This window comes from Flavimaricola marinus, from assembly GCF_900184895.1.
Taxonomy (GTDB): Bacteria; Pseudomonadota; Alphaproteobacteria; order Rhodobacterales; family Rhodobacteraceae; genus Flavimaricola; species Flavimaricola marinus.
The window spans coordinates 21053-47150 of record NZ_FXZK01000010.1; the positions used below are offsets into that span (position 1 = coordinate 21053).

26 protein-coding genes are annotated in these 26098 nt (G+C 64.5%); 10 read left to right on the forward strand and 16 right to left on the reverse strand.

Annotated features, from left to right (window positions below):
• Nucleotides 1–53: 53 nt before the first annotated feature.
• A complete protein-coding gene (locus LOM8899_RS18090) occupies nt 54–473 on the reverse strand; it encodes an MAPEG family protein (protein WP_093993666.1) in 420 nt (139 codons plus the stop codon).
• The gene (locus tag LOM8899_RS18095) at nt 470–1219 is read right to left on the reverse strand and encodes an ArsR/SmtB family transcription factor (RefSeq protein WP_093993667.1); all 750 of its coding nucleotides are present in this window, start codon (nt 1217–1219) and stop codon (nt 470–472) included. Before LOM8899_RS18095 ends, LOM8899_RS18090 begins: the two co-directional genes overlap by 4 nt.
• A 120-nt stretch (nt 1220–1339) precedes the next feature.
• Here LOM8899_RS18095 and LOM8899_RS18100 point away from each other — a divergent pair, with 120 nt between their 5' ends.
• From LOM8899_RS18100 to LOM8899_RS18125, 6 genes are all read left to right on the forward strand, one after another.
• The gene (locus tag LOM8899_RS18100; RefSeq protein ID WP_245820599.1) at nt 1340–2638 is read left to right on the forward strand and encodes an MFS transporter; all 1299 of its coding nucleotides are present in this window, start codon (nt 1340–1342) and stop codon (nt 2636–2638) included.
• Nucleotides 2631–3374, forward strand: a complete 744-nt coding sequence (locus LOM8899_RS18105) for an alpha/beta fold hydrolase (RefSeq protein WP_245820600.1) — start codon at nt 2631–2633, stop codon at nt 3372–3374. The genes LOM8899_RS18100 and LOM8899_RS18105 overlap by 8 nt, the downstream gene beginning before the upstream one ends.
• 82 nt (nt 3375–3456) lie before the next feature.
• Nucleotides 3457–4806: an MFS transporter gene (locus LOM8899_RS18110; RefSeq protein ID WP_093993668.1), complete on the forward strand. Its 1350-nt coding sequence runs from the start codon at nt 3457–3459 to the stop codon at nt 4804–4806.
• Nucleotides 4790–5659, forward strand: coding sequence for an alpha/beta hydrolase (locus tag LOM8899_RS18115; protein WP_133065066.1), 870 nt, complete (start codon nt 4790–4792; stop codon nt 5657–5659). The genes LOM8899_RS18110 and LOM8899_RS18115 overlap by 17 nt, the downstream gene beginning before the upstream one ends.
• 17 nt (nt 5660–5676) lie before the next feature.
• The gene (locus tag LOM8899_RS18120) at nt 5677–6303 is read left to right on the forward strand and encodes a hypothetical protein (RefSeq protein ID WP_093993670.1); all 627 of its coding nucleotides are present in this window, start codon (nt 5677–5679) and stop codon (nt 6301–6303) included.
• 82 nt (nt 6304–6385) lie between these two features.
• Nucleotides 6386–7096: an alpha/beta fold hydrolase gene (locus LOM8899_RS18125; protein WP_093993671.1), complete on the forward strand. Its 711-nt coding sequence runs from the start codon at nt 6386–6388 to the stop codon at nt 7094–7096.
• On the opposite strand, the gene LOM8899_RS18130 is transcribed toward LOM8899_RS18125, so the two are convergent.
• On the reverse strand, nt 7093–7674 hold the full coding sequence (locus tag LOM8899_RS18130) for a DUF6151 family protein (RefSeq protein ID WP_093993672.1): 582 nt from the start codon (nt 7672–7674) through the stop codon (nt 7093–7095). The genes LOM8899_RS18125 and LOM8899_RS18130 overlap by 4 nt on opposite strands.
• A 6-nt stretch (nt 7675–7680) precedes the next feature.
• Nucleotides 7681–8964 carry a polyhydroxyalkanoate depolymerase gene (gene phaZ, locus LOM8899_RS18135; RefSeq protein ID WP_093993673.1) on the reverse strand — a complete coding sequence of 428 codons (1284 nt, stop codon included), beginning with the start codon at nt 8962–8964 and terminating at the stop codon, nt 7681–7683.
• A 103-nt stretch (nt 8965–9067) separates the two neighbouring features.
• On the opposite strand from phaZ, the gene phaC reads away from it, so the two are divergent.
• The 3 genes from phaC to phaR all read left to right on the forward strand — a co-directional run bounded on the left by phaC (nt 9068) and on the right by phaR (nt 12184).
• Nucleotides 9068–10885 carry a class I poly(R)-hydroxyalkanoic acid synthase gene (phaC, locus tag LOM8899_RS18140; RefSeq protein ID WP_093993674.1) on the forward strand — a complete coding sequence of 606 codons (1818 nt, stop codon included), beginning with the start codon at nt 9068–9070 and terminating at the stop codon, nt 10883–10885.
• A 153-nt stretch (nt 10886–11038) separates the two neighbouring features.
• Entirely contained in the window at nt 11039–11482 is a 444-nt protein-coding gene (locus tag LOM8899_RS18145; RefSeq protein ID WP_093993675.1) for a phasin family protein, read from the forward strand.
• 162 nt (nt 11483–11644) lie between these two features.
• Nucleotides 11645–12184, forward strand: a complete 540-nt coding sequence (gene phaR, locus LOM8899_RS18150; RefSeq protein ID WP_093993676.1) for a polyhydroxyalkanoate synthesis repressor PhaR — start codon at nt 11645–11647, stop codon at nt 12182–12184.
• A gap of 198 nt (nt 12185–12382) precedes the next feature.
• Here phaR and LOM8899_RS18155 read toward each other — a convergent pair whose 3' ends face one another.
• Nucleotides 12383–13750, reverse strand: coding sequence for an aminotransferase (locus LOM8899_RS18155; RefSeq protein ID WP_093993677.1), 1368 nt, complete (start codon nt 13748–13750; stop codon nt 12383–12385).
• Nucleotides 13751–14082: 332 nt separating this feature from the next.
• Here LOM8899_RS18155 and LOM8899_RS18160 point away from each other — a divergent pair, with 332 nt between their 5' ends.
• The gene (locus tag LOM8899_RS18160) at nt 14083–15042 is read left to right on the forward strand and encodes a LysR family transcriptional regulator (RefSeq protein ID WP_093993678.1); all 960 of its coding nucleotides are present in this window, start codon (nt 14083–14085) and stop codon (nt 15040–15042) included.
• 8 nt (nt 15043–15050) lie between these two features.
• Here LOM8899_RS18160 and LOM8899_RS18165 read toward each other — a convergent pair whose 3' ends face one another.
• From LOM8899_RS18165 to LOM8899_RS18215, 11 genes are all read right to left on the reverse strand, one after another.
• Nucleotides 15051–16229, reverse strand: coding sequence for a DegT/DnrJ/EryC1/StrS family aminotransferase (locus LOM8899_RS18165; RefSeq protein WP_093993679.1), 1179 nt, complete (start codon nt 16227–16229; stop codon nt 15051–15053).
• A 338-nt stretch (nt 16230–16567) separates the two neighbouring features.
• The gene (locus LOM8899_RS18170; protein WP_093993680.1) at nt 16568–17869 is read right to left on the reverse strand and encodes an NAD(P)/FAD-dependent oxidoreductase; all 1302 of its coding nucleotides are present in this window, start codon (nt 17867–17869) and stop codon (nt 16568–16570) included.
• A 27-nt stretch (nt 17870–17896) separates the two neighbouring features.
• Nucleotides 17897–18469, reverse strand: coding sequence for a hypothetical protein (locus LOM8899_RS18175; RefSeq protein WP_133065067.1), 573 nt, complete (start codon nt 18467–18469; stop codon nt 17897–17899).
• 64 nt (nt 18470–18533) lie between these two features.
• Nucleotides 18534–19886, reverse strand: coding sequence for a glutamine synthetase family protein (locus LOM8899_RS18180; RefSeq protein ID WP_093993682.1), 1353 nt, complete (start codon nt 19884–19886; stop codon nt 18534–18536).
• A complete protein-coding gene (locus tag LOM8899_RS18185) occupies nt 19883–20563 on the reverse strand; it encodes a type 1 glutamine amidotransferase (protein ID WP_093993683.1) in 681 nt (226 codons plus the stop codon). Before LOM8899_RS18185 ends, LOM8899_RS18180 begins: the two co-directional genes overlap by 4 nt.
• Before the next feature lie 130 nt (nt 20564–20693).
• Nucleotides 20694–22025, reverse strand: a complete 1332-nt coding sequence (locus tag LOM8899_RS18190) for a glutamine synthetase family protein (protein ID WP_093993684.1) — start codon at nt 22023–22025, stop codon at nt 20694–20696.
• A complete protein-coding gene (locus LOM8899_RS18195) occupies nt 22022–22828 on the reverse strand; it encodes an ABC transporter permease (RefSeq protein WP_093993685.1) in 807 nt (268 codons plus the stop codon). Before LOM8899_RS18195 ends, LOM8899_RS18190 begins: the two co-directional genes overlap by 4 nt.
• Entirely contained in the window at nt 22828–23709 is an 882-nt protein-coding gene (locus LOM8899_RS18200) for an ABC transporter permease (protein WP_093993686.1), read from the reverse strand. The genes LOM8899_RS18195 and LOM8899_RS18200 overlap by 1 nt, the downstream gene beginning before the upstream one ends.
• A gap of 45 nt (nt 23710–23754) precedes the next feature.
• Entirely contained in the window at nt 23755–24483 is a 729-nt protein-coding gene (locus LOM8899_RS18205) for a transporter substrate-binding domain-containing protein (protein WP_093993687.1), read from the reverse strand.
• 53 nt (nt 24484–24536) lie between these two features.
• Nucleotides 24537–25274, reverse strand: coding sequence for a transporter substrate-binding domain-containing protein (locus LOM8899_RS18210; RefSeq protein WP_093993688.1), 738 nt, complete (start codon nt 25272–25274; stop codon nt 24537–24539).
• Nucleotides 25271–26062, reverse strand: coding sequence for an ABC transporter ATP-binding protein (locus tag LOM8899_RS18215; protein WP_093993689.1), 792 nt, complete (start codon nt 26060–26062; stop codon nt 25271–25273). Before LOM8899_RS18215 ends, LOM8899_RS18210 begins: the two co-directional genes overlap by 4 nt.
• Nucleotides 26063–26098 lie beyond the last annotated feature (36 nt).

The following is a 26098-nucleotide window of genomic DNA, read 5'->3' on the forward strand; positions in this document are numbered from 1 at the left end:
TATTTTTGACCCAAAGAAGGGGCCGTGGCGCGACGGCCCCGGCCCCCTGCGCGTCAGGTGGCGGCGAAGACCGCGTAGCCGAGGATCAGGCAGCAGAGCCAGCCCAGATTGAACAGGATCGAGCGCAGCGGGAACAGGGCGAGCCCCGAGATCATTCCCGCCGCATGGGCGATCCGCAGACCGAGGAAGGCGATCGTGGTCCATGCGGTGAGTGCCGAGAACCCGTTCGCCCTGTCGAGCAGCAGGACCAGCACGGCGAAGGGCACGAACTGTTCGATCAGGTTGAGATGCGCCCGGTGCGCCCGGTGGATCCAGGCGGGCAGGCTGCGCAGGTCGGCCGGCCGGGTGAAGCCGTCGGCCTCGCCCGCCGCCTCGGGAAGCCGGGCCACCCCGATCACGTAGGGCATCCACATGCTCGCGGCCAGCAGGGCGAGGATCGTCAGGACGATCAGTTCGGTGGGGAGGCCGGTCATTGGGCCGGCCCGCCGAAGTTGGCGGGTTGCCCGGTTTCAAGGTAGGTCTTGAGCCCCGACAGGATCCGCGACCAGCCGTCGAGGACGCCGGTCTGTTCGGCCGGGACGTCGTAGTGTTCGAGCGTCAACTGGCAGAAATCCCCCTGCGGCTCGATCTGGTAGACGAAGCGCGACGTGGCCATCGGCACGTCGGGGCCGGCCCATTTCGGCTCGAAGGTGCTTTCGATCCGGGTTTTGGGCGTCAGCGTCGTCTCGGTGCAGATCAGCATGACGTTGCCGCCGGCCACATAGTAGACGAGCGCGTTGCCGTCCCGTTCGACCCGCTCGGCCATGAAGTGGAAATTCGGCGCGGCCTCGGCGGAGGTGAGCGCCTCCCAGAGCGCGTCCTGGCTGCATTTGATATAGGTCTGCATCATGAAATCGGGTTTGGTCATATCTGGTAACTCCAGTTTTGTTTTCAGGTCGATCATCGCCCGCGCTGCCGGGCGGGCCAGGAGGGGTTCGATCCAGCGGTCCATCACCTCGGCCAGAGGCACGACGTTGAGGTAATGGTGTTTGAACCGTCCCACCTTGCGGGGGATGATCAGGTGCGCGTCCTCCAAGACCTTGAGGTGCTTCATCACCCCGAACCGGGTCATGTTCAGCTGCTCTTCCAGTTCGGTGAGCGTTTGTCCGTCCTTGCCGCGCAAGCTGTCGAGCAAGGCGCGGCGGGCGGGGTCGTTGAGGGCTTTGAACACGGCATCCATGGGGGTGAGTATAGGTGACTGCATTGTCACGTGACAATAGAGTCACCTATAAAGAATCGGAACCGCTGGCCGCGTCCCGGTGTTATTGGGTGACGTAGCAGACCGGGGTGGACCTTATTCATGGCAGAAGCACAGGCGGGGATGACCCGGCAAGTATTTGATATCCTGAGGAAAGACTCGAAGGGGTCGGACGGCTCTGCCGTCGAGGTGCCGGATGCCGAACCGGCCAATTTCCTGCGTCACGTGGCCGCCCTGTCGGCCAGCAAGGTGGCCGATGGGCTGGTCGATCCCAAGCTGGTGCTCAGCTGGCTGATGACCCATCTGGGCGCCGGGACGGTGCTGACCGGCCTGCTGGTGCCGATCCGCGAATCGGGCGCCCTGCTGCCGCAGCTGTTCACCGCAGGCGCGATCCGGGCGATGCCGCGCCGCAAATGGGCCTGGGTCGGCGGTGCCGTCGGGCAGGCGGTCTCGGCGGCAGGCATCATGCTCGTCGCGTTGACGCTGGAGGGGCAGGCCGCGGGGCTGTCCATCGTCGCGCTCCTCGCCGTGCTGGCGCTCAGCCGGTCGGTCTGTTCGGCCAGCTACAAGGATATTCTGGGCAAGACCGTGTCCAAGACCCGCAGGGGATCGGCCACGGGGGCCGCGAGTTCGGCAGCTTCGGCGGCGGTGGTTCTGTTTGCGCTGATCCTGATGACCGGCTGGGGCGAGCGGGCAACGGTCGTCCTGATCGCCATCGGGCTGGCGGCGGCGTCTTGGGCCGTCGGGGCACTGATCCTGTCGGGGCTGCGCGAAGAGGCGTCTCCGGCCGACGAGGGGCTGACCGGCTGGAAGGCCCTGTCGCAGCTGTCCCTGTTGCGCAGCCGCCCGCAACTGGCCCGCTTCGTCGCCGTCAGGTGCCTGCTTGTCGGCACCGCATTGGCGCCGCCCTATCTGGTGATGCTCGGCGCGGGAGAGGGCGGTGCGCTGGACGCCTTGGGGGCGCTGGTGCTGGCCTCGGCCCTTGCGTCGCTGCTGTCCTCATGGGTATGGGGCCGGTTGTCGGACCGGTCCTCGCGCTGGGTGCTGCTCCTGTCCGGGATCGCCGGGGCCGGGGCGCTGGTGGCCGCGCTGGTCGTCCATGCGCTGGGACTGGCCTCGAAGGCGAGCGTTCTGGCGGTGGTGCTGTTTGCCCTGATGATCGCCTATCACGGCGTCCGGCAGGGGCGATCCACCCATCTCGTCGATATGTCGAGCGAAGAGGACCGCGCCGCCTATACGGCGGTCGCCAACACCAGCGTGGGCGTGGTGCTGATCGCGGCCGGTGCCGCCTTTGCCGGGCTGTCTGCGCTGAGCGTCCCTCTTGTCATCGGGGTGTTTGCTGTGATGTGTCTTGTGGCGGCCGCGGTGGCCAGAGGACTCGACGAGGTGCAGAGTGATTGAACGGACAAGGACGGCGCAGGGCCGCGAGATAGCCTATGAACATGTGCCGGGCAAACTGCCGGGGGTGGTGTTTCTGGGCGGCTTCAAATCCGACATGGAGGGCACCAAGGCGATCTATCTGCGCGACTGGGCGCTGGCCGAGGGCCGCGCCTTTACCCGGCTCGATTATTCCGGCCACGGGGTCAGCGGCGGCGCGTTCGAGGACGGTGCGATCGGCGACTGGTTCGAGGATGCCTGCGCCATCATCGGCCTGACGGACGGGCCGCAGATCCTTGTCGGATCGTCGATGGGCGGCTGGATCGCGCTGCTCGTGGCCCGCGAAATGCCCGACAAGGTGGCCGGTCTGGTGACCATCGCCGCCGCCCCGGATTTCACCGAGGACAGCATGTGGGACGGGTTTTCCGAGGCGCAGCGGACCGAGCTGGCCACCAAGGGCAAGGTCGCCCTGCCGTCCGAATACGGCGAGCCCTACGTCATTACGCAGCGCCTGATCGAAGAGGGCCGGGGGCGGCTCGTTCTGCGCGACCGGCTCGCCCTGCCGTTTCCGGTGCGCTCGCTGCAAGGGACCGCCGACAAGGACGTGGATCAATCCGTCGCGCTGCGCCTGCTGGCGCATGCCGAGGCAGAAGATATGCGCCTGACCCTCGTGAAAGGCGCCGATCACCGGTTCTCGGACCCGGCCTGTCTGGCGCTGATCCGCGACAGCGTGAACGAGGTTCTCGCGGCGTTGGAATAGCCCTGCCTCGCGCTGACGTCACGTTTCTGTTTGGCCCCGGCGCGCGGCGTGGCTAGGCTCTGCCCAAAGGGTGGGCTGCGACATGAAGCTGACGACGATCGAAAAGGCAGGCTGGGGGCTGGCGGACATGGGCGTCGTCGTCTTTGTCGTGGTCAAGCAACTGCTGGTGCTGGCGTTCCTGACCTCTATCCTCGGAGTGCCCGTCGGGCTGGCGGGCGCGATCACCACCTTCGTGCTGATCTTTGACGTCATCACCGACCCGCTGGTCGGTTATCTGAGCGACCGGACGCATACCCGCTGGGGCCGCCGGGCCCCGTGGATGGTGCTGGGCGCGCTGGTCATGGTGGCCGGGATGATCGGCCTGTTCTCGGTGCCGCCCGACACCGGGCAGGCCGGCAGCATCGCGTGGGTGGCGGGGTTCTTCGTGATCGCCACCATCGGCTTTACCATGGTGGCCATTCCCTATGGCGCGATGGCGGGCGAGATCACCCAAGACCCCGAAGAACGCTCGGCCATGACGGCGTGGCGCATGGGCTTTGCCTCGGTCGGCATCCTCGTCGGCGGGGCGCTGATCCCCGGATTGGCGGCGTCGATGGGCTATGCGGCGGCGGCGACTGTCGTGGCGCCGCTGATCGTCGCGGCGATCTGGCTTTCGGTCTGGCTGACCCGCAAGGCGCCGCGCATCGCGCAACCGTCGAGCCTTGCCCCGAGGGCGATGGCCCGGCTCGTTCTGCTGAACCGGCCGTTCATGGCGCTCGTGGTTCTCTACGGGATCATGACCCTTGCTATTGCGCTGATCACCGCCGGCCTGCCGTTCGCGGCGATCTATCTGATCACCGACACGGGCGACACTCTGCTGTCTGGCGCGGCTCAGGCGCTGACGACCCTGTCGCTGCTATTTGCCGCCTTTGTCGTCGGTTCGATCCTCAGCCAAGCGGTCTGGGTGATCCTGTCGCGGCTGCTCAGCAAGGTCGGGGCGCTGGTGCTCGGGCTGCTGCTCTACATGGCGCTGCTCTACGGGCTCAACACGCAACTGCCCTCTGCCGACGTGACGCTGATCGCCGGGCTCTTTGTTCTGGCGGGGATGACCAACGGAGCCTATCAGCAGATCCCTTGGGCGATCTATCCCGACCTGATGGACGTGACCCGGAACGAGACCGGCGAGGCGATCGAGGGCGCGTTCTCGGCGCTGTGGCTGTTCGGCCAGAAGGTCGCGAATGCCGTCGCGCCGCTGGTGCTTGGGGCGATCCTCGCACTCTGGGGTTGGGAGGAGACGACGCAGGGCCGGACAGAGCAGACCGAGGCGGCACTCGGGGCGCTGCAAATGTCGATCACGCTGGTGCCTGCTGCGATCCTCGGGCTATCTGCGATTGGCCTCGTGGCCGTCTATCTGCCCCTGCTGAGGAGAATGCAGCGTGCGCCACTTGCCTGATCTGGAGATGCTCGACGACTGGATCGCGACGACCGAGGCCGCGGTGCCGGGGCTGCGCCCGCAATGCGCCAAGCATATCGTCTGGCCCACGGACGCGCGGGTTCAGGCGGATGTGGCGGTGGTCTATGTCCACGGCTTTTCGGCCAGCCCCAAGGAGATCGCGCCGGTGCCCGAGCGGCTCGCCGCCGCCCTTGGTGCGCCGCTGTTCGCCGCCCGGCTGACTGGGCATGGCATCGACGGAGAGGCCATGGCGCGGGCGACCTGCGCCGATTGGGAGGCCGACGTCTCCGAGGCGCTGGCCATCGGGGCAAAGCTCGGCAAACGGATCATCGTGATCGGCTGCTCGACCGGCTGCACCCTGCTGACCATCGCGATGGGGCAGGGGGCCGACGTGGCGGGCGCTGTGTTCGTGTCGCCGAATTTCAAGATGAGCTCCAAGGTCGTGCAGGCCATGCTGATGGCGCCGGGCGTCCGGGCCTGGGGGAGCTACCTGGTCGGCCAGACCCGCAGCTTTCCTCCGATCAGCGATGCCCATGCGGCGCATTGGACGAACAGTTATCCCACCGCCGCGCTCTGGCCGATGGCCGACGCGATGCGCAAGGTCTATGCGCTCGACCTCGGCCGGATCAAGGTGCCCGCCTTCTTTGCCACCTGCCGGACCGACAGGGTCGTCAGCCCTACAGCCACCCAGAAGGTCGCTGCCGTATGGGGCGGGCCGGTGACCCATCTCGATGTGGTCATGGGCCGGGGCGACGACAGCAACGGCCACGTCATCGCGGGCGACATCATGTGCCCCGGTCAGACCGACCGGGTGGCCAACGCCGCGATCGACTGGGCGCGGAGCATCCTGTGAGGCGCCCCCCCGCCTCCATGCGGGGGTTGGAGGATCTGGGCCGGGTGCGCCTGTCAAAGCACTTTTTCATGCGGGATTTCCTGCATTCCGAGATCGGCAGCCTTTACGGCATTCCCAACATCCCGACCGACCCCGATCTGGCGATCGAGAATGGACGGGCGTTCTGCACGACCCTGCTCGACCCGTTGGAGGAGACCTTTGGGCGGATCGCCGTCCGGTCGGGCTATCGCTCGCCCGCGCTCAACCAGTTCGGCAACGAGAACAAGCTCAATTGCGCCCGCAACGCGCATCCCGAGGAGTGCCATATCTGGGATCGGGCCGGGGGCGAGGCGGCGATTGCAGGGGCGTCGATCGTGGTGCCTTGGTTTGCCGACCAATACGCCCGAGGGCGGGATTGGCGCGATCTGGCATGGTGGGTCCATGACCATCTGCCCTATTCGGAGATGTGGTTCTTTTCGAAACTTTGCGCATTCAACCTGTCGTGGCGGCCAAGCCCTTGGCGCAAGATCGCGAGCTATGTCGCCCCGCGCGGCACCCTGCTGGCCCGCGGCGCGGAGCCGGACGAGCAGAAACCCGCCCGCCAAGCCCGATATGTGGATTTTCCACCCCTCGGAGGGCTCCGTTTACCTGCCTTTGGCGGTTGACGGCGCGGCCCGCTTCCGGTCAATTCCCCCCATATTATTGGGCAGGGTTTGACGAAATGACGCGCACGAACGGGGCAGTCGGATGACGGAGCCATTGGTGCTGCTGCCCGGCATGATGTGCGATGCGCGGGTGTTTTTGCCACAGATCACGGACCTTGCCCGCGATCACGCCGTGACCGTCGCACCGGTTAGCGGGGCAGAGCGGGTGGAGGAACTCGCTTCCAGCCTTCTGACGCTCCTGCCGTCGAAATTCGCGCTGGCGGGGCACAGCTTTGGCGGGATCGTCGCGCTGGAAATCCTGCGCCGGGCGCCGGGCCGGGTGTCGCGGATTGCGCTGATGAACACCACGCCGCTGCCCGAAAGCCCGGCCTATGCGGCGACGCGAGAGCCACGCATCGTCGCCGCCCGCTCTGGCCGGCTGAGCCAGGTGATGCACGAGGAATTGCCGCCCTCGGCGCTCGCCCCGATGTCGGACCGCAAGGCGATCATGGCGCTGGTCGAGGATATGGCCGATCACATGGGCGCCGACGTCTTTGTCCGCCAGACCCGCGCGCTGCAACGGCGCCGCGACCAGCAGGCGACCCTGCGCCAGATCCGCCAGCCCGCGCTGGTTCTGACCGGGGCCTACGATACGATCACGCCGGTCAAACGCCATGAATTCATGGCCGAGTTGATCCCCTATGCCGAATTGCGCGTGATCGAGGAGGCCGGGCATCTGCCCTCGCTGGAAACGCCCGAAGAGCTGAACGCGATCCTGCGGGCATGGCTGCGCCAGCCCTTGGTGCTGCGCTAGCCCTTGAGCGGCAGGGCGGCGCGTTCGTCCGAGGAGAGGACGCGCACCGGGCCGTTGGGCGTGCCGGTGGCGACATCGAAGAACGGCGTCTGTTTCCACCGCCCCGACAGCCGGGCCGCGATGCTGCGGCTGGCGATGCCATAGACGAACCGGGCGACGTTGGTGTGCTTGGTGCCGCCGCCGGGCTGCGGGACAAAGACCTTCGAGCTCACCTTGCCCAAGGCATCCGGATCCGCCACGCGGCGCAGGTTGAAGCTGACAAAGGGGAACTTCGGCGACGGGCCGGTGATCGCAAGCGGCGCGTCGCAGCAGGTCGCATACCAGCGATAGGTGTTGCTCTTGGGGCCAAGCCGCATCACCGCCAGACGATCGGCCCCTGTGTCAAAGACGACCCTGTCGGGCGTGGTCTGGAACAGGGGCATCGGCTCCGGCTTGGGGTCGGGCTGGCCGAGGGCCAGCTCCGCCGAGCGGCATGAATTGCAGTAGCAGGCCAAGCGCGAACCCGACGCGCCCGACTCGGCCCCGATCAGATGGCCGGTGACCGTCCCGCAGGTGCAGCGAAAGGCGATGTCGCCCATCGCGGCTTAGGCGGCCGTGTTTTGATTGGCGGGCTTGCGCTTGAGCTTTGCAGGCGCCGCGGGCGAATTCTCGTCGATGAACTTGAGCACGAGGGGCCGGATATTGTTGCGCCAGCTGCTGCCCGCGAAAATACCGTAGTGGCCCGCGCCGCGCTCCAGATGCTGCGCCTTTTTCGAGGCCGGCAGACCGGTCAGCAGATCGAGCGCTGCCAGACACTGGCCGGGGGCGGAGATGTCGTCGTCTTCGCCTTCGACGATCTTGACCGCCACGGTGGTGATCTTGCCGATATCGACCTTGTGGCCATCGACCACGAAATCGTTGCGGGCAATATCGCGGCCCTTGAAGATGCGCTCGACCGTCGAGAGGTAGAATTCGGCGGTCATGTCCATCACGGCGAGATATTCGTCGTAGAACATGTTGTGCTTGTCATGGTCGGCGGCTTCGCCCTTGGCGACCTTGAGGATCTGGTTCTGGAACGCGGTCATATGCGTATCGGCGTTCATCGAGATGAAGGAGGCGAGCTGCAACAGGCCGGGATAGACCATGCGGCCCACGCCCGGATGCTTGAAGCCGACCTGCTGGATCATCGTCTCTTCGAGCTGGCCCATGGTGACGGAGCGGCCGAAGTCGGTGACGTCGGTGTGATTCGCTTCCGGATCGACGGGGCCGCCGATCAGGGTCAGGGTGCGCGGCTGCGCCGCCGGGTCGAGCTCTGCCAGATAGGCGGTGGCGGCAAGCGCCAGCGGCACCGGCTGACAGACCGCGATGACGTGCAGGTCGCTGCCCAGATGCTTCATGAAGTCCATCAGGTAGAGGGTGTAATCCTCGACGTCGAACTTGCCCGCGCTGACAGGGATGTCCCGTGCGTTGTGCCAGTCGGTGATAAAGACTTCGCAATCGGGCAGCAGGGAAATGACGGTCTTGCGCAGCAGCGTCGCATAGTGCCCGGACATCGGCGCGACCAGTAGCACACGGCGTTTGCGCGGCGTCCGGCCCGGCACCTTGAAGTGAATGAGATCACCGAAGGGCTTTTCGACCAGCTTCATGATGCGGACACTGTGATCCTTGCCGTCCTCGGTGGTGACGTTGGGAATGCCCCAGTCGGGTTTGGCCACCATCCGCGCAAAGCTGCGCTCCGCCACTTCGCCCCAGGCGCCGATCCATTCGACCATCGGATTGGTCGTCATCGACATCGCCGGATAGGCCGCAAAGGCGCGCGCCGTCGCACCCATCCACTGATTGGTGTTACGAATTGTTTCCATCAGGTCGTAGGTCAACATATACTTCATGATAGTACTCCGGCGTCGGCGCGGCATCACGGGGTAGTGCATGGGACGCGGGCCGCGTGGCCGGTCGAATGCTGCAAGTGCAAAGTAGGCTTAGGAAGTTAATATGACAACCAATGATTCTGACAATTCTGCAGCCACAGATGCGGCCGATGGTAAACATCTGGTTAAACTTGAGCAAAATTTAACACGAATTGAAGAGCTTACCCAGCGTTTGCTGGGGGCATTGGCAGGCCGACGGCATGTGCCTCCCGCGCTACAGGGGCCCAGCCACGAGCTCTATTTGAAGGCCGCGACCGCCTATATGGCCGAAATGGTCAACAATCCGGCCAAGCTGATGGAGCATCAGATCGGCTATTGGGGCAAAACCGTCAAACATTACATCGAGGCCCAGACCGCGCTGTCCAAGGGCAAACTGACCGCCCCGCCGGATCCGACCCCCACGGACCGCCGCTTTGCCAACCCGATGTGGGAAACCCATCCCTATTTCAACTTCATCAAGCAGCAATACATGATGAACGCCGAAGCGGTGCGAACCGCCGTGGCCGATCTGGAGGGGCTGGAGCCCGAGGAAAAGAACCGGCTGACCTATTTCTCCCAGCAGATCGTCGATCTGATGTCGCCCACGAATTTTCTGGCCACCAATCCCGAGGCGCTGGAACGGGCGGTCGCCACCGAGGGCGAAAGCCTTGTGAAAGGGCTGGAGAACCTGATCAGCGATCTGGAGGCGAACGACGGCGATCTGGTGGTCAGCCTCGCCGACAAATCGGCCTTCGTCGTGGGCGAAAACCTCGCCACCACGCCGGGCGAGGTGGTGTTTCGCAATCACCTGATGGAGCTGATCCAGTATGCCCCCAGCACCGAGACGGTCCACAAGACGCCGCTGATCCTGTTTCCGCCGTGGATCAACAAGTTCTACATCCTCGACCTCAAGGAGCAGAACAGCCTGATCAAATGGATCGTCGATCAGGGCTATACCCTGTTCGTGGTGTCCTGGGTCAATCCCGATCCGGGCTACCGCGAGACCTCGATGACCGACTATATCGAAGACGGCTATCTGACCGGCATTCGCGTGGCGAAGTCGATCTGCAAGGTCAAGAAGGTGAACGCGATCGGCTATTGCATCGCCGGCACCACCCTGTCGCTGACGCTGGCGGTCCTGAAAAAGCGCAAGGACAGCTCGATCAATTCGGCGACGCTGTTCACCACGCTCACCGATTTCTCGGATCGGGGCGAGGTCGGCGTGTTCCTCAACGACGATTTCATCGACGGGATCGAGGAGCAGGTGGGCGAGGACGGCATTCTCGACAAGTTCTTCATGGCGCGGACCTTCTCGTTCCTGCGCTCGAACGACCTGATCTATCAGCCCGCGATCAAGAGCTATATGCTGGGCCAGACCCCGCCCGCCTTCGACCTTCTCTACTGGAACGGCGACGGCACCAACCTTCCCGCCAAGATGAGCGTCGAATATCTGCGCGGCCTGTGTCAGCGCGACGAATTCGCCACCACCGGATTTTCCGTCGCGGGCGAGGTGGTGCGGCTGTCGGACGTAACCGTGCCGATCTGCGCCATCGCCTGCGAGACCGACCACATCGCCGGTTGGAAATCGAGCTATGCGGGCGTCCAGCAGATGGGATCGAAGGACAAGACCTTCATCCTGTCGGAGAGCGGCCACATCGCGGGCATCGTCAACCCGCCGAGCAAGAAGAAATACGGCCATTGGACAAACGACGATCTCGGCCTGACCGCCGACGAATGGCAGGCCACCGGCGAAAAGCACGAAGGCTCCTGGTGGCCGCGCTGGGAGGCCTGGCTGAGCAAGCGATCGGGCGACATGATTCCCGCCAGAGAGCCCGGAGATTCGGAATATCCGCCGATTTCCCCCGCGCCCGGAACCTATGTGACGGCCGTCCCGGCGCGTTAACTCTACGTAAGCCATTGATTTCGTGGGTGGCTAAAAATTATGCATGCTGCAGCGCAGAAAAAACTTGAAATGCTGCGGTGCAGCATGCATATACCAGTCATCGAATAACTCATGCGGGGTTGCTCCCGCACAACACCACGAAAGGTGATCCCCATGGCTAAGACACAAGATTACACCGCCGTTTTCAAAGACATGATGGCTTCCTTCCCCGTTGACACCAAAGCAATGGAAGGCATGTTCCAGAGCCAGACCGCTCTGAACGAGAAAATGTCCGCCGTCGCTCTCGACGCTGCCAAGAAGTCGACCGACCTGTCCGCAAAGTGGGCTCAGGACACGCTGGCCAAGATGTCCGCAATCTCGACCGCCAAGGCCGAGCCTGCCGACTACGCCAAGTCCATGTCCGACTTCATGCAGGCAACTGCAGAGTCCGCTGCCGAGAACATGGCCGCTTTCGCTGAAATCGCGAAAAAAGTGCAGACCGAGTCGATGGAACTGCTGATGGCCGCTGGCAAGGACGCAACCGAAGACATGACCGCAGCCGCCAAGAAAGCCGCTGACGACGTCACCGCCGCTGCCAAGAAGGCAACCGCGAAGTAATCATGCCGATCTCGGGCGGGGTCCTCCCTCCCCAACCGTGAGCAAGCAGCAGAAGACGGATCGCGAAAGCGGTCCGTCTTTTGTCGTTCCACAGACGCTTTATTTTTCTGCGCGGGCATCGTAGGCTTCTCTGCACTGCAACACATTCAGGAGGGCAGACCGTTGGCCGATACTTCAAAGCCGCTTTTGATCAAGCGTTATGCCAGCCGCCGCCTCTACAACACAGAGACCAGCGACTACGTGACCCTCGAAGACATCGCCGCCTTCATCCGCGATGGCCGCGAGGTGCAGATCGTTGATCTGAAGTCCGGCGACGACCTGACCCGACAGTATTTGCTCCAGATCATCGCCGAGCACGAAAGCCGTGGCGAAAGCGTCCTGCCGGTGGATGTGCTGACCGATCTGGTCCGCAGCTATACCAGCCAGGCCGCATCCGTCGTGCCGCAGTTTCTGGCGGCCTCCTTCGACATGCTCCGCGATGGGCAGAGCAAGGCGATGGAGACGATGACCAAGAGCAATCCGCTGGCCTCGATGCCCGGCTTCGACGCGATGCGCACGCAGCAGGAGGCGTTCTTCAAGGCGATGACAGGCGGCATGGCGCCGCTGATGGGTGCGGCGAAAGACTCCGCCGACGACAACCTCGACGACATCAAGAAGCAGTTGGCCGAGCTGCAGTCCAAGCTCAACAAGATGACCAAGTGATCCGCAAATAGTGGTCGGCCGGATCAGGCCCCGGCACCGCACATCCGCCCCGAAGCCACGGGGCGGGGCGCATATCGTGCCTACTTCTTGCCTCCGGTCCCTTTCCCGGCGCTTGCGAGCCAGAAGGAGGGCAGGCCACGGCCCTCGCCGGTTCGGCCTGCCTCGGGTGCGTCGCTCACCGTTTGTGGTCGAGGCGGACTAAGCCACCTCGGCAAACACCTTGTCCAGCGCCTTTTCGAGCTTGCCGAACATCTCGTCCATCTGCGCCGGCGTCATGATGAACGGCGGGCAGAGCACGATGGCCTGCCCCAGCGGGCGGCAGATCAGCCCCTGATCGGTGCAAGCGTTTGCGATCCGCTCCGAGACCGAGAGCGATCCGTCGAAGGGCGTCTTGCTGTCCTTGTCGGCCACGGCCTCCAAGGCGCCCATCAGACCCTTGCCGCGCCATTCCCCGATGTTCTTGTTCTCGGCAAGCCGGGCCATGCCGGCCTCGAACAGCGGGGTCAGGGTGCGGACGTTTTCGGCCAGCCCCTCGTTCATCACCACGTCGATCGCCTTGAGCGCGACGGCGCAGCCGACCGGATGGCCCGAGGCGGTAAAGCCATGCGGGAATTCCTCGATCTCCTCGACAGCCGCGTCCAGCCGATCCGACAGTTCCGGCCCGAGGATCACCGCCCCCATGGGAAAGAAGCCTGCGGTCAGGTTCTTGGACGAGATGATCGCGTCGGGCATGAAATCATAGGTCTCACAGCCCCATGTGTTGCCGGTGCGGCCAAAGCCCGTGATCACCTCGTCGGCGATGACGGGGATGTCGTGCTTGCGCAGGATCGGTAGGATCGCTTGGAAATAGCCGTCCGAGGGCGGGATCACCCCGCCGGCCCCCTGCACCGGTTCGGCAAAGAACCCGGCGATGGTGTCGGCGCCTTCCTTGGCGATGGTCTCTTCCAGCTCGGCGGCCATCCGTGCGGTGAACTGAGCCTCGGTCTCGCCGTCCTTGCCATTGCGCCAGTAATGCGGGCAGGTCAGGTGGATAAAGCCAGGCAGGGGCAGGCCGAAAACGGAGTTATAGGGCTTGCCCGTCATCGACGCGCTGACGGCCGTGACCCCGTGATAGGCGTTGACGCGCGTGAGGATCTTGCGGCGCTGCGGGTTGCCCTCGCTGGCATGCAGGAACCACAGCATCTTGACCATGGTGTCGTTCGCCTCCGAGCCGGAGTTGGTGTAAAACACCTTGGCGCGCTCGAACGGCGAAACCTCGGACAGCTTTTCCGACAGCATCACCGTCTGGTCGGACATCCGGCCAAAGAACGCATGATAGCCCGGAAATCTCGCATATTGATCCTGCGCCGCCTTGATCAGGCCGGCGTGGTCAAAGCCCGCGACCATGTTCCACAGGCCCGAGTTGCTGTCGAGATATTCGCGCCCTTGGGTGTCATAGACATAAGGGCCCTTGCCATGGGTCAGCACTACGGTGCCACGGTCGTGGACCGTGGGCATATCGGTGAAGCCATAGAAGGAATGGGCGTCCGCGCGGGCCTCCCAGGAGTTCAGTTTATCGTCCGGCATGGCGCACCTCATATGCATGTTCGCAGCGACTCTAGGCGCATGATGAGGGGCTTTCAATGTGTCCCGTGGGGTTTGTTTCGGGCCGGCGGGCGCCACGCTGCAAAGCCCCGAAACACCGCCGATCGCGGCCCCGCGATCGGCTGCGGATCCGCGCAGACTTCGGCTTCTTTTGGCCCCAAATACGGCCCCGCCGGAGGCGTCCGGCCTCCCCACCAGCGCCGATTTCGGGCAGATTGCCAAACAGCCCCACGGGCGCGGATGAGCGGACCAACCCGTTATTGCAGCCCTCTACCATTGCGCATAGCCTGATCCCGAACAGAGACAGGACAACCATGACCACATCCACCGGACGCATCACCCTCTGGGGGGTCGAGGTCTTTGTGGCCACGGCGGAAGAGGCGTCGATCTCCGCCGCCGCGCGGCGGCTGGGGGCCTCGGCGGCTACGGTGAGCCAGCAGCTGACCAATCTCGAAGGGGCAATCGGCACCACCCTGCTGAACCGGGGGGAGCGGCCGGTGCGGCTGACCCCGGCGGGCGAGATGTTCCTGCGCCGGGCCAACACCATCCTGAACGAAGCGGACATGGCCCGGGCAGAGCTTGCGATGGCCGACCTGTCGCGGCTGACCCGGTTTCGGCTGGGGATGATCGAGGATTTCGATGCGGACGTCACGCCACGGCTGTTGTCGGGCATGGCCGAGACGCTGAAGAACTGCCAGTTCCTCTTGGAAACCGGGGCGAGCCACCGGCTCTACGATCTGCTCGACGCGCGGGCGCTGGATGTGATCGTGGCCGCCGATACCGGCAGCGCGCTCGAGGGGATGGAAGTGCATCCGCTGATGGTCGAGCCGTTCATCGCCGCAGCGCCCAAGGGGGCCGTGACCGGGGACGCGCTGCGCCAGCTGCGGCGGATGCCGCTGATCCAGTATACCACGCGGCACCACATGGGGCGGGCGATCGCGGCGCATCTGGCGCGGCAGAACCTGACGCTGGCGCACCGGTTCGAGATGGACAGCTATCACGCCATCATGGCGATGGTGGCCGAAGGGGCGGGATGGACGATCCTCACCCCGCTCGGCTGGCTGCGGGCGCAACGGTTCCGGCACTCGGTCGACGTGCTGCCGCTGCCTTTCGCGCCGTTGGAGCGGACGATCTCGCTCACCGCCCGTCGCGACCTGCTGGGGGCGATGCCCGGGCAGATCGCCGGGCAGTTGCGGCCGCTCCTGTCCGAGATGATCGTGGGACCGGCGGTCGCGGCATTGCCGTGGCTCAAGGACGAGTTGCGGCTGGCCTGAGGCGCGGGCTAGGCCATCACCCCACGGACCGCCTCTGTCAGCACGCCGGCGATCAGGTCGCATTCCGCAATGGTCAGGCGAGCGGGCAGGCGCACATCGCAGGCCTTGATCAACATCGCGCGGGTCTGCGGCAGATCGGGGGTCTCGCCCAGAAACTGCCAGTTCCAAAAGGCGCGGGCGTTGTCGGTGGTCAGCCCAAAGACCTGCACCTTCACGCCATTCCGCGCGGCGGCGGCGACAAAGGCCTCGGTCTGGGCGGCGCTCAGGCCATCCAGATTGAACTGGATCGAATCCGGGGCGCGCTCCTCCGGGGGCAGCGGGGCAGGGACGGTGATCCAGGGCGAGGCGTTCAGCAGGGCGGCCACGTGATCATGGTTGCGGCGGCCATCGCGGACGCGGCGGTCGAGCTCGTCGAGCTGCGGGCGGATCAGGGCCGCGGACAAGGTGTTAAGGCGCATGTTGTAGAGCGGCAGCTGGTTCTGCCACTTGGCAAAGGCGTCGTGGAGCACGGCATGCTTTTTCCAGTTGTGCTCGTAGGCACCGGACATGATGACCGCCCGGGCGATCAGATCGGGATCATCGGTGATCATGATGCCGCCCTCACCGGCATTGAGCAGCTTGTAGGATTGAAAGCTAAAACAGCCGATCCGACCGATGGTGCCGATGTTGCGGCCCGCCCAGGTGGTGCCGAGGCTGTGGGCGGCATCCTCGATGACCGGGACGCCGGCGGCGTCGCACAGGGCCATGATCGCATCCATATCCGAGGTATGGCCGCGCATATGGCTAATGATCACCGCCTCGACGGTCGGCAATTTCGCGGCGAAATCGGCCATGTCGATGCGGTAATCATCGGCGCATTCGCAGAGCACCGGAACGCAGTCTGCATGGACGATCGACGACGGCACCGCGGCAAAGGTAAACGCCGGGATCAGAACGCGGGCATCGCGGGGCAGGCCCAAGGCCTTGAGCGACAGGAACAACGCGGCCGAACAGGACGACACCGCCAGCGCATATTTCGCCCCCAGCTTGGCGGCGAATTCCGCCTCCAAAAGGGACACCGGCGAGTTCTCGGAGGTGTAGCGAAACAAGTCGCCAGAGTTGAGGATCCGCGTCACCTCGGCCATCGCGGCCTGCGGGATCGGTTCGGCATCATAGGCATTGGGCGGCGGCATTACGTCGAGGCTCATGTTTTCAGCTTTCCCGAAAGTGCATTTTGGCATTTCCTAACATGTCTGTCGTAACAATTCTACGACGATGTGCCGGGCTCAGCGGTTGGATGCCTCCGGCGGCCGTATTTGGAGCCAAAAGAAGTCCGCAATCTTCCATTAACCAATCGATGCGAAGGTCGGGGCAGGGAACAGGCTGCCGAGCCGATGGCCCTGCCAGAAGAAGCCGCCCCGCCCCCGGCCCACAAGGCCGCTCTGTAAGAAGGACAAGGGGAGCGGGGCGCACCCCTAAGCTTCTTTTGGCCGCAAATACGGCCCCGCCGGAGGCGTCCGAGATCTCCGCCAGCCCGGTGGCTTGGTCAGATACCCAGACGGTCCCGCAGGCTGAACCAAGTCATTGCCAATGTGAGCATCGGTGCGCGGAAGGCAGCGCCGCCGGGAAACGCGGGCACCGGCAGTTTGGCCATCACGTCAAACTGTCCCGCCTGGCCTGCGACGGCCTCGGCCATGATCCGGCCCGCCATGCCGGAGAGCGCCACACCCTGTCCGGAGAACCCGGCCCCCGACAGGACGTTTGGCGCGATCCGTTGCAGGGCGGGCAGGCGGGTGACCGTGATCCCCAGGGTGCCGCCCCAGACATAGTCGACCTTGACGTCGGAAAGCTGTGGGAACAAGTCCGTCATCCGCCGGATCAGCGCCCCTTTGATGTCGGACGGAAAGCCGATGGAATAGCTCTCCCTCCCGCCGAACAGGAACCTGCGGTCTTCGGAGAACCGGTAGTAGTTCACCACGAACTTGCTGTCGGCCACCGAGATATCCTCGGCCAGCACCTCTTGCCAGCGCTCCGGCAGCGGCTCGGTCGCCGCGATGAAGCTGTTGATCGGCATGACCGTCGAGGCGACCTTGCGCTCGATATGCGGCAGATAGCCATTGCCCGCGAGGATCACATGATCCGCAATCACCCGGCCCTTGGGCGTCTGCACCGTCGCGGGCGTGCCGTGGGTCAGGCCGGTCACTTCGCTGCCCTCGTGGATGACCGCCCCCGCCGCCTCGGCCTCGGCGGCCAATGCCAGCGCGTAGTGCAGCGGGTGCAGGTGACCGCCGCCGCGATCCAGCGTGCCGCCCTTGTAGAGCGGGCTCTTCACCAGATCGGCAAAGCCCGGCCCGTCGAAGCTTTCGACCTGATCGTAGCCATAGGCTTTTGCCAGATGCTCGGCCTCGCGGGCGCCGGTGCGGGTATCGGCCTCGCTGTATTCCCCGTGGGCGACGCCGGGCTTGTAGCCCGTCTGGGGGTGGGCCGCGCAGAAGTCGCGGAGTTGATCCTTGGCCGCCTCGGACAGATCCCAGAGCGCCCGCGCCTCGCCCTTGCCCAGCTTGCCCTCCAGCCACGCCTGACCCTTGTTGAACCCCGAATGCACTTGCCCGCCGTTGCGACCCGAGGCCCCGAACCCGGCGCGGTGCGCCTCCAGCACCACCACGCGCATCCCTTTGCGCGCCAGCGTCAGAGCGGCCCACAGTCCGGTATAGCCTGCCCCCACGATGGCCACATCGGCACGGGTCTCACCCTTCAGCTCTGGCCGGGGCGCCGGCGGGCTGACCGATGCGGCATACCAAGACGGTGGATACTGGCCGGGGCGGTCATTGCGATAGAGTGGGTTCATTTCGGTGGCGTCCTTGGCATGACCGGGTCAGAGGGTGTTGAGCGTGAAATCGACCAACACAATCTCATCCCCGGCAACATTGACTTGCAAACTGGCGCTGCGCGCAAGGGGCGCCCGCCGGAAGATCCATTGCACCGGCGCGTTTCGGCCAGCCCAGCGTTCGCGCGTATAGCCCGCGCTATAGGCCGTGACGATGCGACGGATCGGCGGGTCATAAGACAGCATCTGCTCAACCTCGACGCCGCCGCTCAGGTCGAACGAAAGCGCCGCGAAATAGGCCGCGAACTGATCTGGACCGATCAGGCTCAGAACCCGGAAGAAACAAACCTCCAAGGCCGCGTCGGTATCGAGCCTGCGCCAATCAAGGCGTGCCAGATCCAAGCCGTCCACTGGATGGCCGTCCTCCGTCAGGCAGGACCGTATCGTCGGCAGCCGCGCTTCGGTACGCTGATAGTCCCGCCTGATGTCGGGATTGCCCGCCCCGCTGTGGCCGTGCAGGGCCGGGTTGGGCGCGTCGGAGACGAAGGCCAGCGGCGCTCTGTCGTCAACGATGTGGGCCGGGACGACAAAGGCAGTGTCGGCCATGGCAGTTTGGGCCACGCACATCCCGCCTGCGCAAATCGCAGGCCAAAGGAAGGTGCGCCACCAAGACACCGCCCGGCGCTCAGACGTTCAACAGCAGGTGCTCCCGCTCCCACGGGCTGATCACCTGCAGGAATTCGTTGTATTCCGCCCGTTTGACGATCGAATAGACGCGGGCGAATTCCTCGCCCAAGACGCTGTGCATCTCTTCGGCCTCGTCGAACAGATCTAGCGCGGCATAGAGGCCCTGCGGGATCTCGTCGTCGCTTTCATAGGCGTCGCCGGTCCAGCGTTTGTCGGGGCGGATCTCGTTCATCATGCCGAGATAGCCGCAGGCGAGGCTGGCGGCGATACAGAGATAGGGGTTGCAGTCCATCCCGGCGAGCCGGTTCTCGATCCGTCGGGCTGATGGGTCCGAAATCGGGATGCGGATGCCGGTGGTCCGGTTGTCACGCCCCCATTCGAGGTTGATCGGGGCGGCATGGTCGCGGACATAACGCCGGTAGCTGTTCACATAGGGAGCGAACATCGCGATCACGCTGGGCATATGCTCTTGCAGGCCGCCGATGAAGTTGAAGAATGCGTCCGTCTCGCCGCCCTGCGGTCCAGTAAAGAGATTGCGCCCCTTGGCCTCGACAACCGAATGGTGGACGTGCATCGCAGAGCCGGGCTCACCCTCGATCGGCTTGGCCATGAAGGTGGCAAAGCAATCGTGCTTGAGCGCGGCCTCGCGGATCAGCCGCTTGAAGAAGAACACCTCGTCGGCAAGCTTCACCGGATCGCCGTGGCGCAGGTTGATCTCGAGCTGGCCCGCGCCGCCTTCCTGAGTGATGCCGTCGATCTCGATGCCCTGTATCTCGGCGTATTCGTAGATGTCGTCGATCACCGGGCCATAGTCGTCGACGGCACTCATCGAATAGGCCTGCCGGCCCGCGGCCAGACGACCGGTCCGGCCCATCATCGGCTCGATCGCCTTGGCGGGGTCGATGTTGCGGCCGACGAGGTAGAACTCCATCTCCGGGGCGACGACCGGGGTCCAGCCCTGCGCCTTGTAGAGATCGCAGACACGGCGGAGCACGTTGCGCGGGGCGCAACCCACCGGGCGGCCCTTTTGATCAAAGGCATCGTGGATCACCTGCAAGGTGCCATCGGCGGCCCAGGGGGCGGCGGTCGCGGTGCTCAGGTCCGGCTTGAGGATCATGTCGGGCTCAAGAAACCCGTCCGGGCCGGCGGCCTCGCCCCAATCGCCGGTGATGGTCTGGAAGAAGATCGAGTTGGGCAGGTGAAAGAACTGCTGCTTCTCCCACTTGGTCGCAGGCACGGCCTTGCCGCGGGCGATGCCGGGCAGATCGGCAATCACGCATTCCACCTCGTCGAGGCGGTTGATCTCCAGATAGGCGCGGGCGGCTTGTGGGATCTTGTCGGTCCAGCTCATGCCAGCGTCCTTTCGGTGAAGAATCTGGCGATCTGATCGGCCAGATAGATGTCGTCGAGGGGCGTGTCCCTCCGGGCGAGGGCCGGGTCGAGCACGGCGTCGGGCACGATGCCGCGCCGGGCCTTGGCCAGATCGACGAAGAATTCCGGGGTATGTTCGGGGTGGGCCTGCACGGTATAGGCCCGGTCGCCATAGAGCAGCGCGGCATTGGCACAGAAATCGTTGCTGCCGCAAACCTCGGCACCCTCGGGCAGAACGGTGACCTGATCCTGATGCCAGGCATTCAAGGTCACCGGGCGGCCCGCGAAATCATACTGCTGCGGCCCGACGGCCCAGCCGCCCGCATATTTCTCGACCTTGCCGCCCAGCGCTTTTGCGATGATCTGATGGCCAAAGCATATGCCCACCAGCGGCACGTTGGCCGCATAAATGGCGCGGATCAAATCCTCCAGCGGCGCGATGAAGGGATGATCCTCATAGGCACCATGGCGCGATCCGGTGATCAGCCAGCCCTCGCAGGCCTCGGGGCCTTCGGGGAAATGCATGTGCTCGACATCAAAGGTCGAAAAGGTCAGGCCACGGCCCGCCAGAAGCCGCTCGAAAAGGTCGGAATAGTCGCCATGAACAGGGCGCATCGCGTCGGGCGACGTGCCAGTCTGAAGGATACCGATATGCATGGTTCACCAAGATCTGAGTTTGTCGCCACGCTACGCCGGGCGATGCGGCAGGGCAAGCCAGCCACTTCTTTGGGTCGAAAATATCCTGGGGTCTGGGGCAACGCCCCAGGACGATCACGCCGGGCGCAGGTCACACCGTATCGAGATACAGTTCCAACTGCTCCTCTGCGCTCAATTCGGCAAAGTAATGCAGCTCCTGTCGCTTGGTCATCACAAGGTTGTCGACCAGCAATTCGGGAAAGATCCGGCGGGCGATATCGCTGCCCTCGAAGCGGTCGATCGCGGCGGCCCATGTGTCGGGGATCTGCGCCAGATCCTGCTCGTAGGCGTTGCCCGAGATCGGCGGCGGCGGGGACATGTCCTCCTCGATGCCGATCAGGGCCGCGCCCAGCACGGCGGTCAGGAACAGATAGGGGTTCACGTCGCCACCCGCGACCCGGTGCTCGACCCGGCGAGCCTTGAAGCTGCCGCCCGGCACCCGCACGCTGGCGGTGCGATTGTCATAGGCCCAGCAAATGCCCGTGGGCGCGTGGCTCTCGGGCACCAGCCGGTCATAGGAATTGCCGTGCGGAGCAAAGATCAGGGCGCAATCCGGGATCGCCTTGAGGCAGCCCGCAATGGCGTTGTGCAGCAGGCGCGAGCCTTCGAACGTGTCGTTGGCGAACAGGTTGTTGCCGTCCTTGTCGATCACGCTGAAATGGGTGTGCAGCCCGTTGCCCGCGTATTCCTCGTAGGGCTTGGCCATGAAGCTGGCCGCCATGCCGTGGTTTCGGGCCAGACCGCGGACCAGCATCTTGAACAGCCACGCATCGTCGGCGGCCTTCAGCGCGTCGGGGACGTGTTCGAGATTGATCTCGAACTGGCCCATGCCCACCTCCGAGATCGCGGCCTCGGCGGGGATGTCCATCAGATCGCAGGCGTCATAGAGCTCGGTAAAGAACGTGTCGAAGGCGTCCAGTGCGCGCAAGCTGAGGATCTCTGCCCCCGGACGGCGCTTGCCCGAGCGTGGCGAGCGCGGCTGGCGGATGCCGTCGCCGCTGTCGTCGACAAGGTAGAATTCCATCTCGGTGGCGACCACGGGGGTCAAGCCCCGCGCCTTGTAGCGGTCGACCACGGCGGCGAGCGCATGGCGGGGATCGCCCTCGAAGGGCCGCCCGTCTTCGTGAAACATCCACAGCGGCAGCAGCGCCGAGGGCGTGCGGAGCCACGGCATCTGGACATAGCCGCGTTCCGTCGGCAGCAAGACCCCGTCCGGGTCGCCGGCCTCAAAGACCAGCGGGCTGTCCTCGACGTCTTCGCCCCAGATATCGAGATTGAGGATCGAGAAGGGAAAGCGCGTGCCTTCTTCTTCGAGCTTGCGGGCAAAGCGGATCGGCACCCGTTTGCCTCGCGCCTGACCATTCAAATCGGAAGTGCCGCAGCGAATGTTGCGGACATCGGGATGCTCGTCGAGCCAACTCATCTTATCACCTGAGGACGGAGTTTCAGGCGCGCGCGCCTGTCTTGCGGCAGGTGTCTGTTGAGCCTGCCGTTGATCCATCCGAATACGCCGATAATGCAAAGTGTCAAGATGATGAAATAGCCTGCAAGGATCGGATAGGGGATGAACGGATTGAATGTCTTGTCCGCGAAATAGTTGGCGTAATAGAGCGCGTCGCCCTTCTGCTGGGTGGCCGGAAAGCCGGAAAAGAACACCAGCGTCGTGGCCTGAAACAGAAAGATCGCCTCGTTGGTGTAGGACGGCCATGCCAGCCGCAGCATGGTGGGCCAGATCACCCGGCGAAACCGGGGCAGGCCGGTCAGCCCGTAGGCATCCGCCGCCTCCACATCGCCCTTGGGGATCGACCGCAGGGCGCCATAGAAGATCTCGGCCGAATAGGCGGAGGTGTTGAGAAACAGCACCAGCGCCGCCCCCAGCCATGCACTGGTGAACGGCCCCCACGCGGGATAGGCCTGCTTGAGGCTCAGAAACAGGAAGTAGCCAAAGAAGAACTGGATGAACAACGGCGAGCCACGGAAGATAAAGACGAACCACTCCGCCGGCTTGCGGATCCACAGATGCCGCGAGGCTTTGCCCACCGCCACCGCCGTCGCCAAGGCAAAGCCGGTGAGCAGGGCGACAACGCCGAAATAGACATTCCAGATCATCCCCGACCCGATCAGCGTGAACTGCTGGCACAGGGTGAAATCGGTCCGCGGGAGCAGCCGTTCGCCATAGCCGAGCGACCGCAGGGCGTAGTCGCCGATGGTGTCGAGGCATTCCATCATGCGGCTCTCCTCTGGGATTCGCCGCCGGTGGTGGCCTGCCCGTGGGTCAGTCGGAGCATCAGCCGTTCCAGCACCACCTCGGAGACTTTGGTCAGGCAGAGGTAGAACACCAGCAGGAACAGGAAATACCACATCCGCCAGTCGCCGTGGGGATAGGCGGTGAACTGTGGCGTTTTGGTGCCGCCCAATTCGCGGGCCCAGTAGACGATGTCTTCGACGCCGAGAAGGAACAACAAGGGTGTCGCCTTGATCAGCACCATCCACAGGTTCGACAGGCCGGGCAGGGCATAGACCCACATTTGCGGGACAAGCACCCGGCGAAACACCTGACGGTGGCTCATGCCATAGGCTTCGGCGGTTTCAAGCTGGGCGCGGGGCACGGCACGCATCGCCCCAAAGAGGATGTTGGCGGCAAAGGCTCCGAACACGATGGCAAAGGTCAGCACCGCGATGGAAAAGCCGTAAACCTCGTGGACCCATTGCGGCGAATTGCCCAAGGGCAGCTTGGCCGCCTGACAGACGATGAAATCGCTGCCCTGTCGGATCGGTTCGGTCCATTCGGGGCATTTGATTTTGTGGCGGATCAGCTCGAAAATCTGATCGATCGCGATCACGAAGAACAGGAAGAAGACGATGTCCGGTACGCCGCGCACGACCGAGATATAGGCCTTGCCGATCCACGAAACCGGCAGGATCCGCGACCGGGCCATTGCCGCGCCGCCAAAGCCGAAGGCAAGAGACACCGGGGCGGTGATCGCCAGCAAAAGCAGCACCGTGCCAAAGGCGTAATAGAACCCCATGTGCTTGCCTGTGGTCAGGTAGCAGCTCAGCCATGTCAGGCCGTCTAGGGTGGAGGGATCAGCGCAATACGCGAACATCTGAGGGCCATGAGGGCGACGCGGGCGCCGCCCTCACATGCTGCCTTAGTAGGTGGTGACGTCGTCGCCAAACCACTTGACGAGCAGCGTGTTTAGCGTGCCGTCTTCCTTCATCGAGGTGATCGCCGCGTCCATCGCGTCGCGCAACTCGGCATCGCTCTCGCGGATGCCCATGCCGACGCCGCCGCCCAGCGGAACAGGCTCGCCTGCATAGGTCAATTCTCCGCCAGAGGCGTCGACGATGGCCGCAAGGAAATCATAATCGGCAAACACCGCGTCGGCCTCGCCGTTGCGCACGGCGGCAACGGTTTCCTCGGGCGTGGCGTATTCGAGCAGGGTCGCGCCGCTCTCGGCGACATAGCCGGCCTGAATGGTCGAGGTCTGCGCCGCAACGACGCCCGTCAGATCGGCATCTGCGGACAGGGCGACATAGACCGAGGCGGTCGGCGGGAAGTAGTCCTGCGTGAAGTCGATGACTTCGTCACGCTCGGCCGTGATGCTCATGCCCGCGATGATCGCGTCGTAGTTGCCCGACACGAGGTTGGGGATGATGCTGTCCCACTCGTTGGTGACCCACTCACAGGTCAGTTCGGCGCGGGCGCAAAGCTCGTTGCCGACATCCGCCTCGAAGCCGTCGATCTCGCCGGCGTCGTTGATGAAGTTGAACGGAGGGTAAGCGCCCTCTGTGCCGAGGCGGACGGTCGAATGGGCATCGGCAAAGGCCATGCCGGCGGTCAATGCCAAGGCGGCGGTGGTGAGGGTCAGAGTTTTCATCGGTCGCTCCCGTGAGGATGAAAGTGTGTCGTGCGTTGACTGTCGAATGTCAGTCAAAGGTTATTCCGCGCAGTGAACCAAAAACGAGCCATCTGCGCAACGGTGCCATCAGCCAACATGGCCGCAATCGTAGCGTCAAGCTGATTGCGCAGATCGTCACGTCCTTTGGCGATTGCGATGGCGGTGCCGTCGACGGCAACCGGGTCAAAGCTCAAGAATTGGAACATCGGATAAGTGCGGGGCAGTATCTGTTCAAAGTAGCTGCTCGATCCAAACACCAGATTAACGCGGCCCGCCGCCATCGCGGCAAGGGCGGCCTGCGCAGTGTCAAAGCTTTGATAGCGCAGGGCGCGGCTGGCCACGTGGGCCTCGTGGATGGTGCCGGCCTGCACCCCGATCAGGGCGGCATCGGGGGGCGGCGCGCCGAGCGGTCCGACATAGGCGGACGGTACGCTCGAGGGCAGGTAGATCGCGGTGAAATCGACCAGCGCCCGCCGTTCCGGGCTGTCGCCGAGGCCCGACATCGCCAGATCGAACCGGCCGGCGACCACGCCGGGGATCAACTGATCGAATTCGGTCAGCACCCAGTCGCAGGTCAGCCCGGCGCGGGCGCACATCTCGTCTCCGAAGACGCGGTCGAAGCCGGTCAGCTCTCCTGCGTCGTCGAGCATCACAAAGGGGGCAAAGGTGGTTTCCGCCGCAATGAGAAGCCGCTCGGCCATGGCCGAACCGGTCAGTCCGGCGCTCGCCACGCCGATCCACAGGGCGGCCAGCCAGGACGCTGGCGTCATCCGGGCACCGTCGCCGAGAGAAATCCGCGCAGGCGGTCGGTCTGGGGATTGCCGAACAGGGCGTCGGGCGCGCCCTCTTCCTCGATGCGGCCTTGGTGCAGGAACACCACGTGATCGCTGACATCGGCGGCCAGCCGCATGTCGTGGGTGACGATGATCATGGTCCGGCCCTCCTGGGCGAGGGACTTGATCACGCGGACGACCTCCTGCTCCAACTCGGGGTCGAGCGCCGAGGTGGGTTCGTCGAACAACAGCGCCTTAGGCTCCATGCACAGGGCGCGGGCGATGGCGGCGCGCTGCTGCTGGCCGCCTGACAACATCGCCGGATAGGCATCGCATTTGTCCCCGATCCCGACCTTGTCGAGATAGCCGCGGGCGGCGGCCTCGACCTCGGCCGGATCGCGGCGGAGCACGGTCAGCGGCGCCTCCATCACGTTTTGCAGGATGGTCATGTGAGCCCAGAGATTGAACTGCTGGAACACCATCGACAGATTGGTGCGGATGCGCACGATCTGCGCCCGGTCGGACGGGCGGCGGTTGAGGCCGGTGCCATGCCAGGTCACGGGCTCTCCGCAGAACAGGATCTCGCCCCGCTGGCTGTCTTCCAACAGGTTGGCGCAGCGCAGCAGCGTGGATTTTCCCGACCCCGACGAGCCGATGAGCGACACCACATGCCCGGCCGGGGCGCTGATATCGACGCCTTTCAGAACCTCCAGCGATCCGTAGGATTTGTGCAGGTCTCTGATCTCGATGACGGGGGCCGCTGTCGCCACGTGGTTCTCACTCATAGGGTCGCCCGATTAGGGACCAGATTTGGTTAAAGT

What these genes read in the sequence shown, in the direction of transcription:
- LOM8899_RS18090 (WP_093993666.1), bottom strand. Translation starts at nt 473, where the DNA reads ATGACCGGCCTCCCCACCGAACTGATCGTCCTGACGATCCTCGCCCTG.
- LOM8899_RS18095 (WP_093993667.1), bottom strand. Translation starts at nt 1,219, where the DNA reads ATGGATGCCGTGTTCAAAGCCCTCAACGACCCCGCCCGCCGCGCCTTG.
- LOM8899_RS18100 (WP_245820599.1), top strand. Translation starts at nt 1,340, where the DNA reads ATGGCAGAAGCACAGGCGGGGATGACCCGGCAAGTATTTGATATCCTG.
- LOM8899_RS18110 (WP_093993668.1), top strand. Translation starts at nt 3,457, where the DNA reads ATGAAGCTGACGACGATCGAAAAGGCAGGCTGGGGGCTGGCGGACATG.
- LOM8899_RS18120 (WP_093993670.1), top strand. Translation starts at nt 5,677, where the DNA reads ATGCGGGGGTTGGAGGATCTGGGCCGGGTGCGCCTGTCAAAGCACTTT.
- LOM8899_RS18125 (WP_093993671.1), top strand. Translation starts at nt 6,386, where the DNA reads ATGACGGAGCCATTGGTGCTGCTGCCCGGCATGATGTGCGATGCGCGG.
- LOM8899_RS18130 (WP_093993672.1), bottom strand. Translation starts at nt 7,674, where the DNA reads ATGGGCGACATCGCCTTTCGCTGCACCTGCGGGACGGTCACCGGCCAT.
- phaZ (WP_093993673.1), bottom strand. Translation starts at nt 8,964, where the DNA reads ATGAAGTATATGTTGACCTACGACCTGATGGAAACAATTCGTAACACC.
- phaC (WP_093993674.1), top strand. Translation starts at nt 9,068, where the DNA reads ATGACAACCAATGATTCTGACAATTCTGCAGCCACAGATGCGGCCGAT.
- LOM8899_RS18145 (WP_093993675.1), top strand. Translation starts at nt 11,039, where the DNA reads ATGGCTAAGACACAAGATTACACCGCCGTTTTCAAAGACATGATGGCT.
- LOM8899_RS18155 (WP_093993677.1), bottom strand. Translation starts at nt 13,750, where the DNA reads ATGCCGGACGATAAACTGAACTCCTGGGAGGCCCGCGCGGACGCCCAT.
- LOM8899_RS18160 (WP_093993678.1), top strand. Translation starts at nt 14,083, where the DNA reads ATGACCACATCCACCGGACGCATCACCCTCTGGGGGGTCGAGGTCTTT.
- LOM8899_RS18165 (WP_093993679.1), bottom strand. Translation starts at nt 16,229, where the DNA reads ATGAGCCTCGACGTAATGCCGCCGCCCAATGCCTATGATGCCGAACCG.
- LOM8899_RS18170 (WP_093993680.1), bottom strand. Translation starts at nt 17,869, where the DNA reads ATGAACCCACTCTATCGCAATGACCGCCCCGGCCAGTATCCACCGTCT.
- LOM8899_RS18180 (WP_093993682.1), bottom strand. Translation starts at nt 19,886, where the DNA reads ATGAGCTGGACCGACAAGATCCCACAAGCCGCCCGCGCCTATCTGGAG.
- LOM8899_RS18185 (WP_093993683.1), bottom strand. Translation starts at nt 20,563, where the DNA reads ATGCATATCGGTATCCTTCAGACTGGCACGTCGCCCGACGCGATGCGC.
- LOM8899_RS18190 (WP_093993684.1), bottom strand. Translation starts at nt 22,025, where the DNA reads ATGAGTTGGCTCGACGAGCATCCCGATGTCCGCAACATTCGCTGCGGC.
- LOM8899_RS18195 (WP_093993685.1), bottom strand. Translation starts at nt 22,828, where the DNA reads ATGGAATGCCTCGACACCATCGGCGACTACGCCCTGCGGTCGCTCGGC.
- LOM8899_RS18200 (WP_093993686.1), bottom strand. Translation starts at nt 23,709, where the DNA reads ATGTTCGCGTATTGCGCTGATCCCTCCACCCTAGACGGCCTGACATGG.
- LOM8899_RS18205 (WP_093993687.1), bottom strand. Translation starts at nt 24,483, where the DNA reads ATGAAAACTCTGACCCTCACCACCGCCGCCTTGGCATTGACCGCCGGC.
- LOM8899_RS18210 (WP_093993688.1), bottom strand. Translation starts at nt 25,274, where the DNA reads ATGACGCCAGCGTCCTGGCTGGCCGCCCTGTGGATCGGCGTGGCGAGC.
- LOM8899_RS18215 (WP_093993689.1), bottom strand. Translation starts at nt 26,062, where the DNA reads ATGAGTGAGAACCACGTGGCGACAGCGGCCCCCGTCATCGAGATCAGA.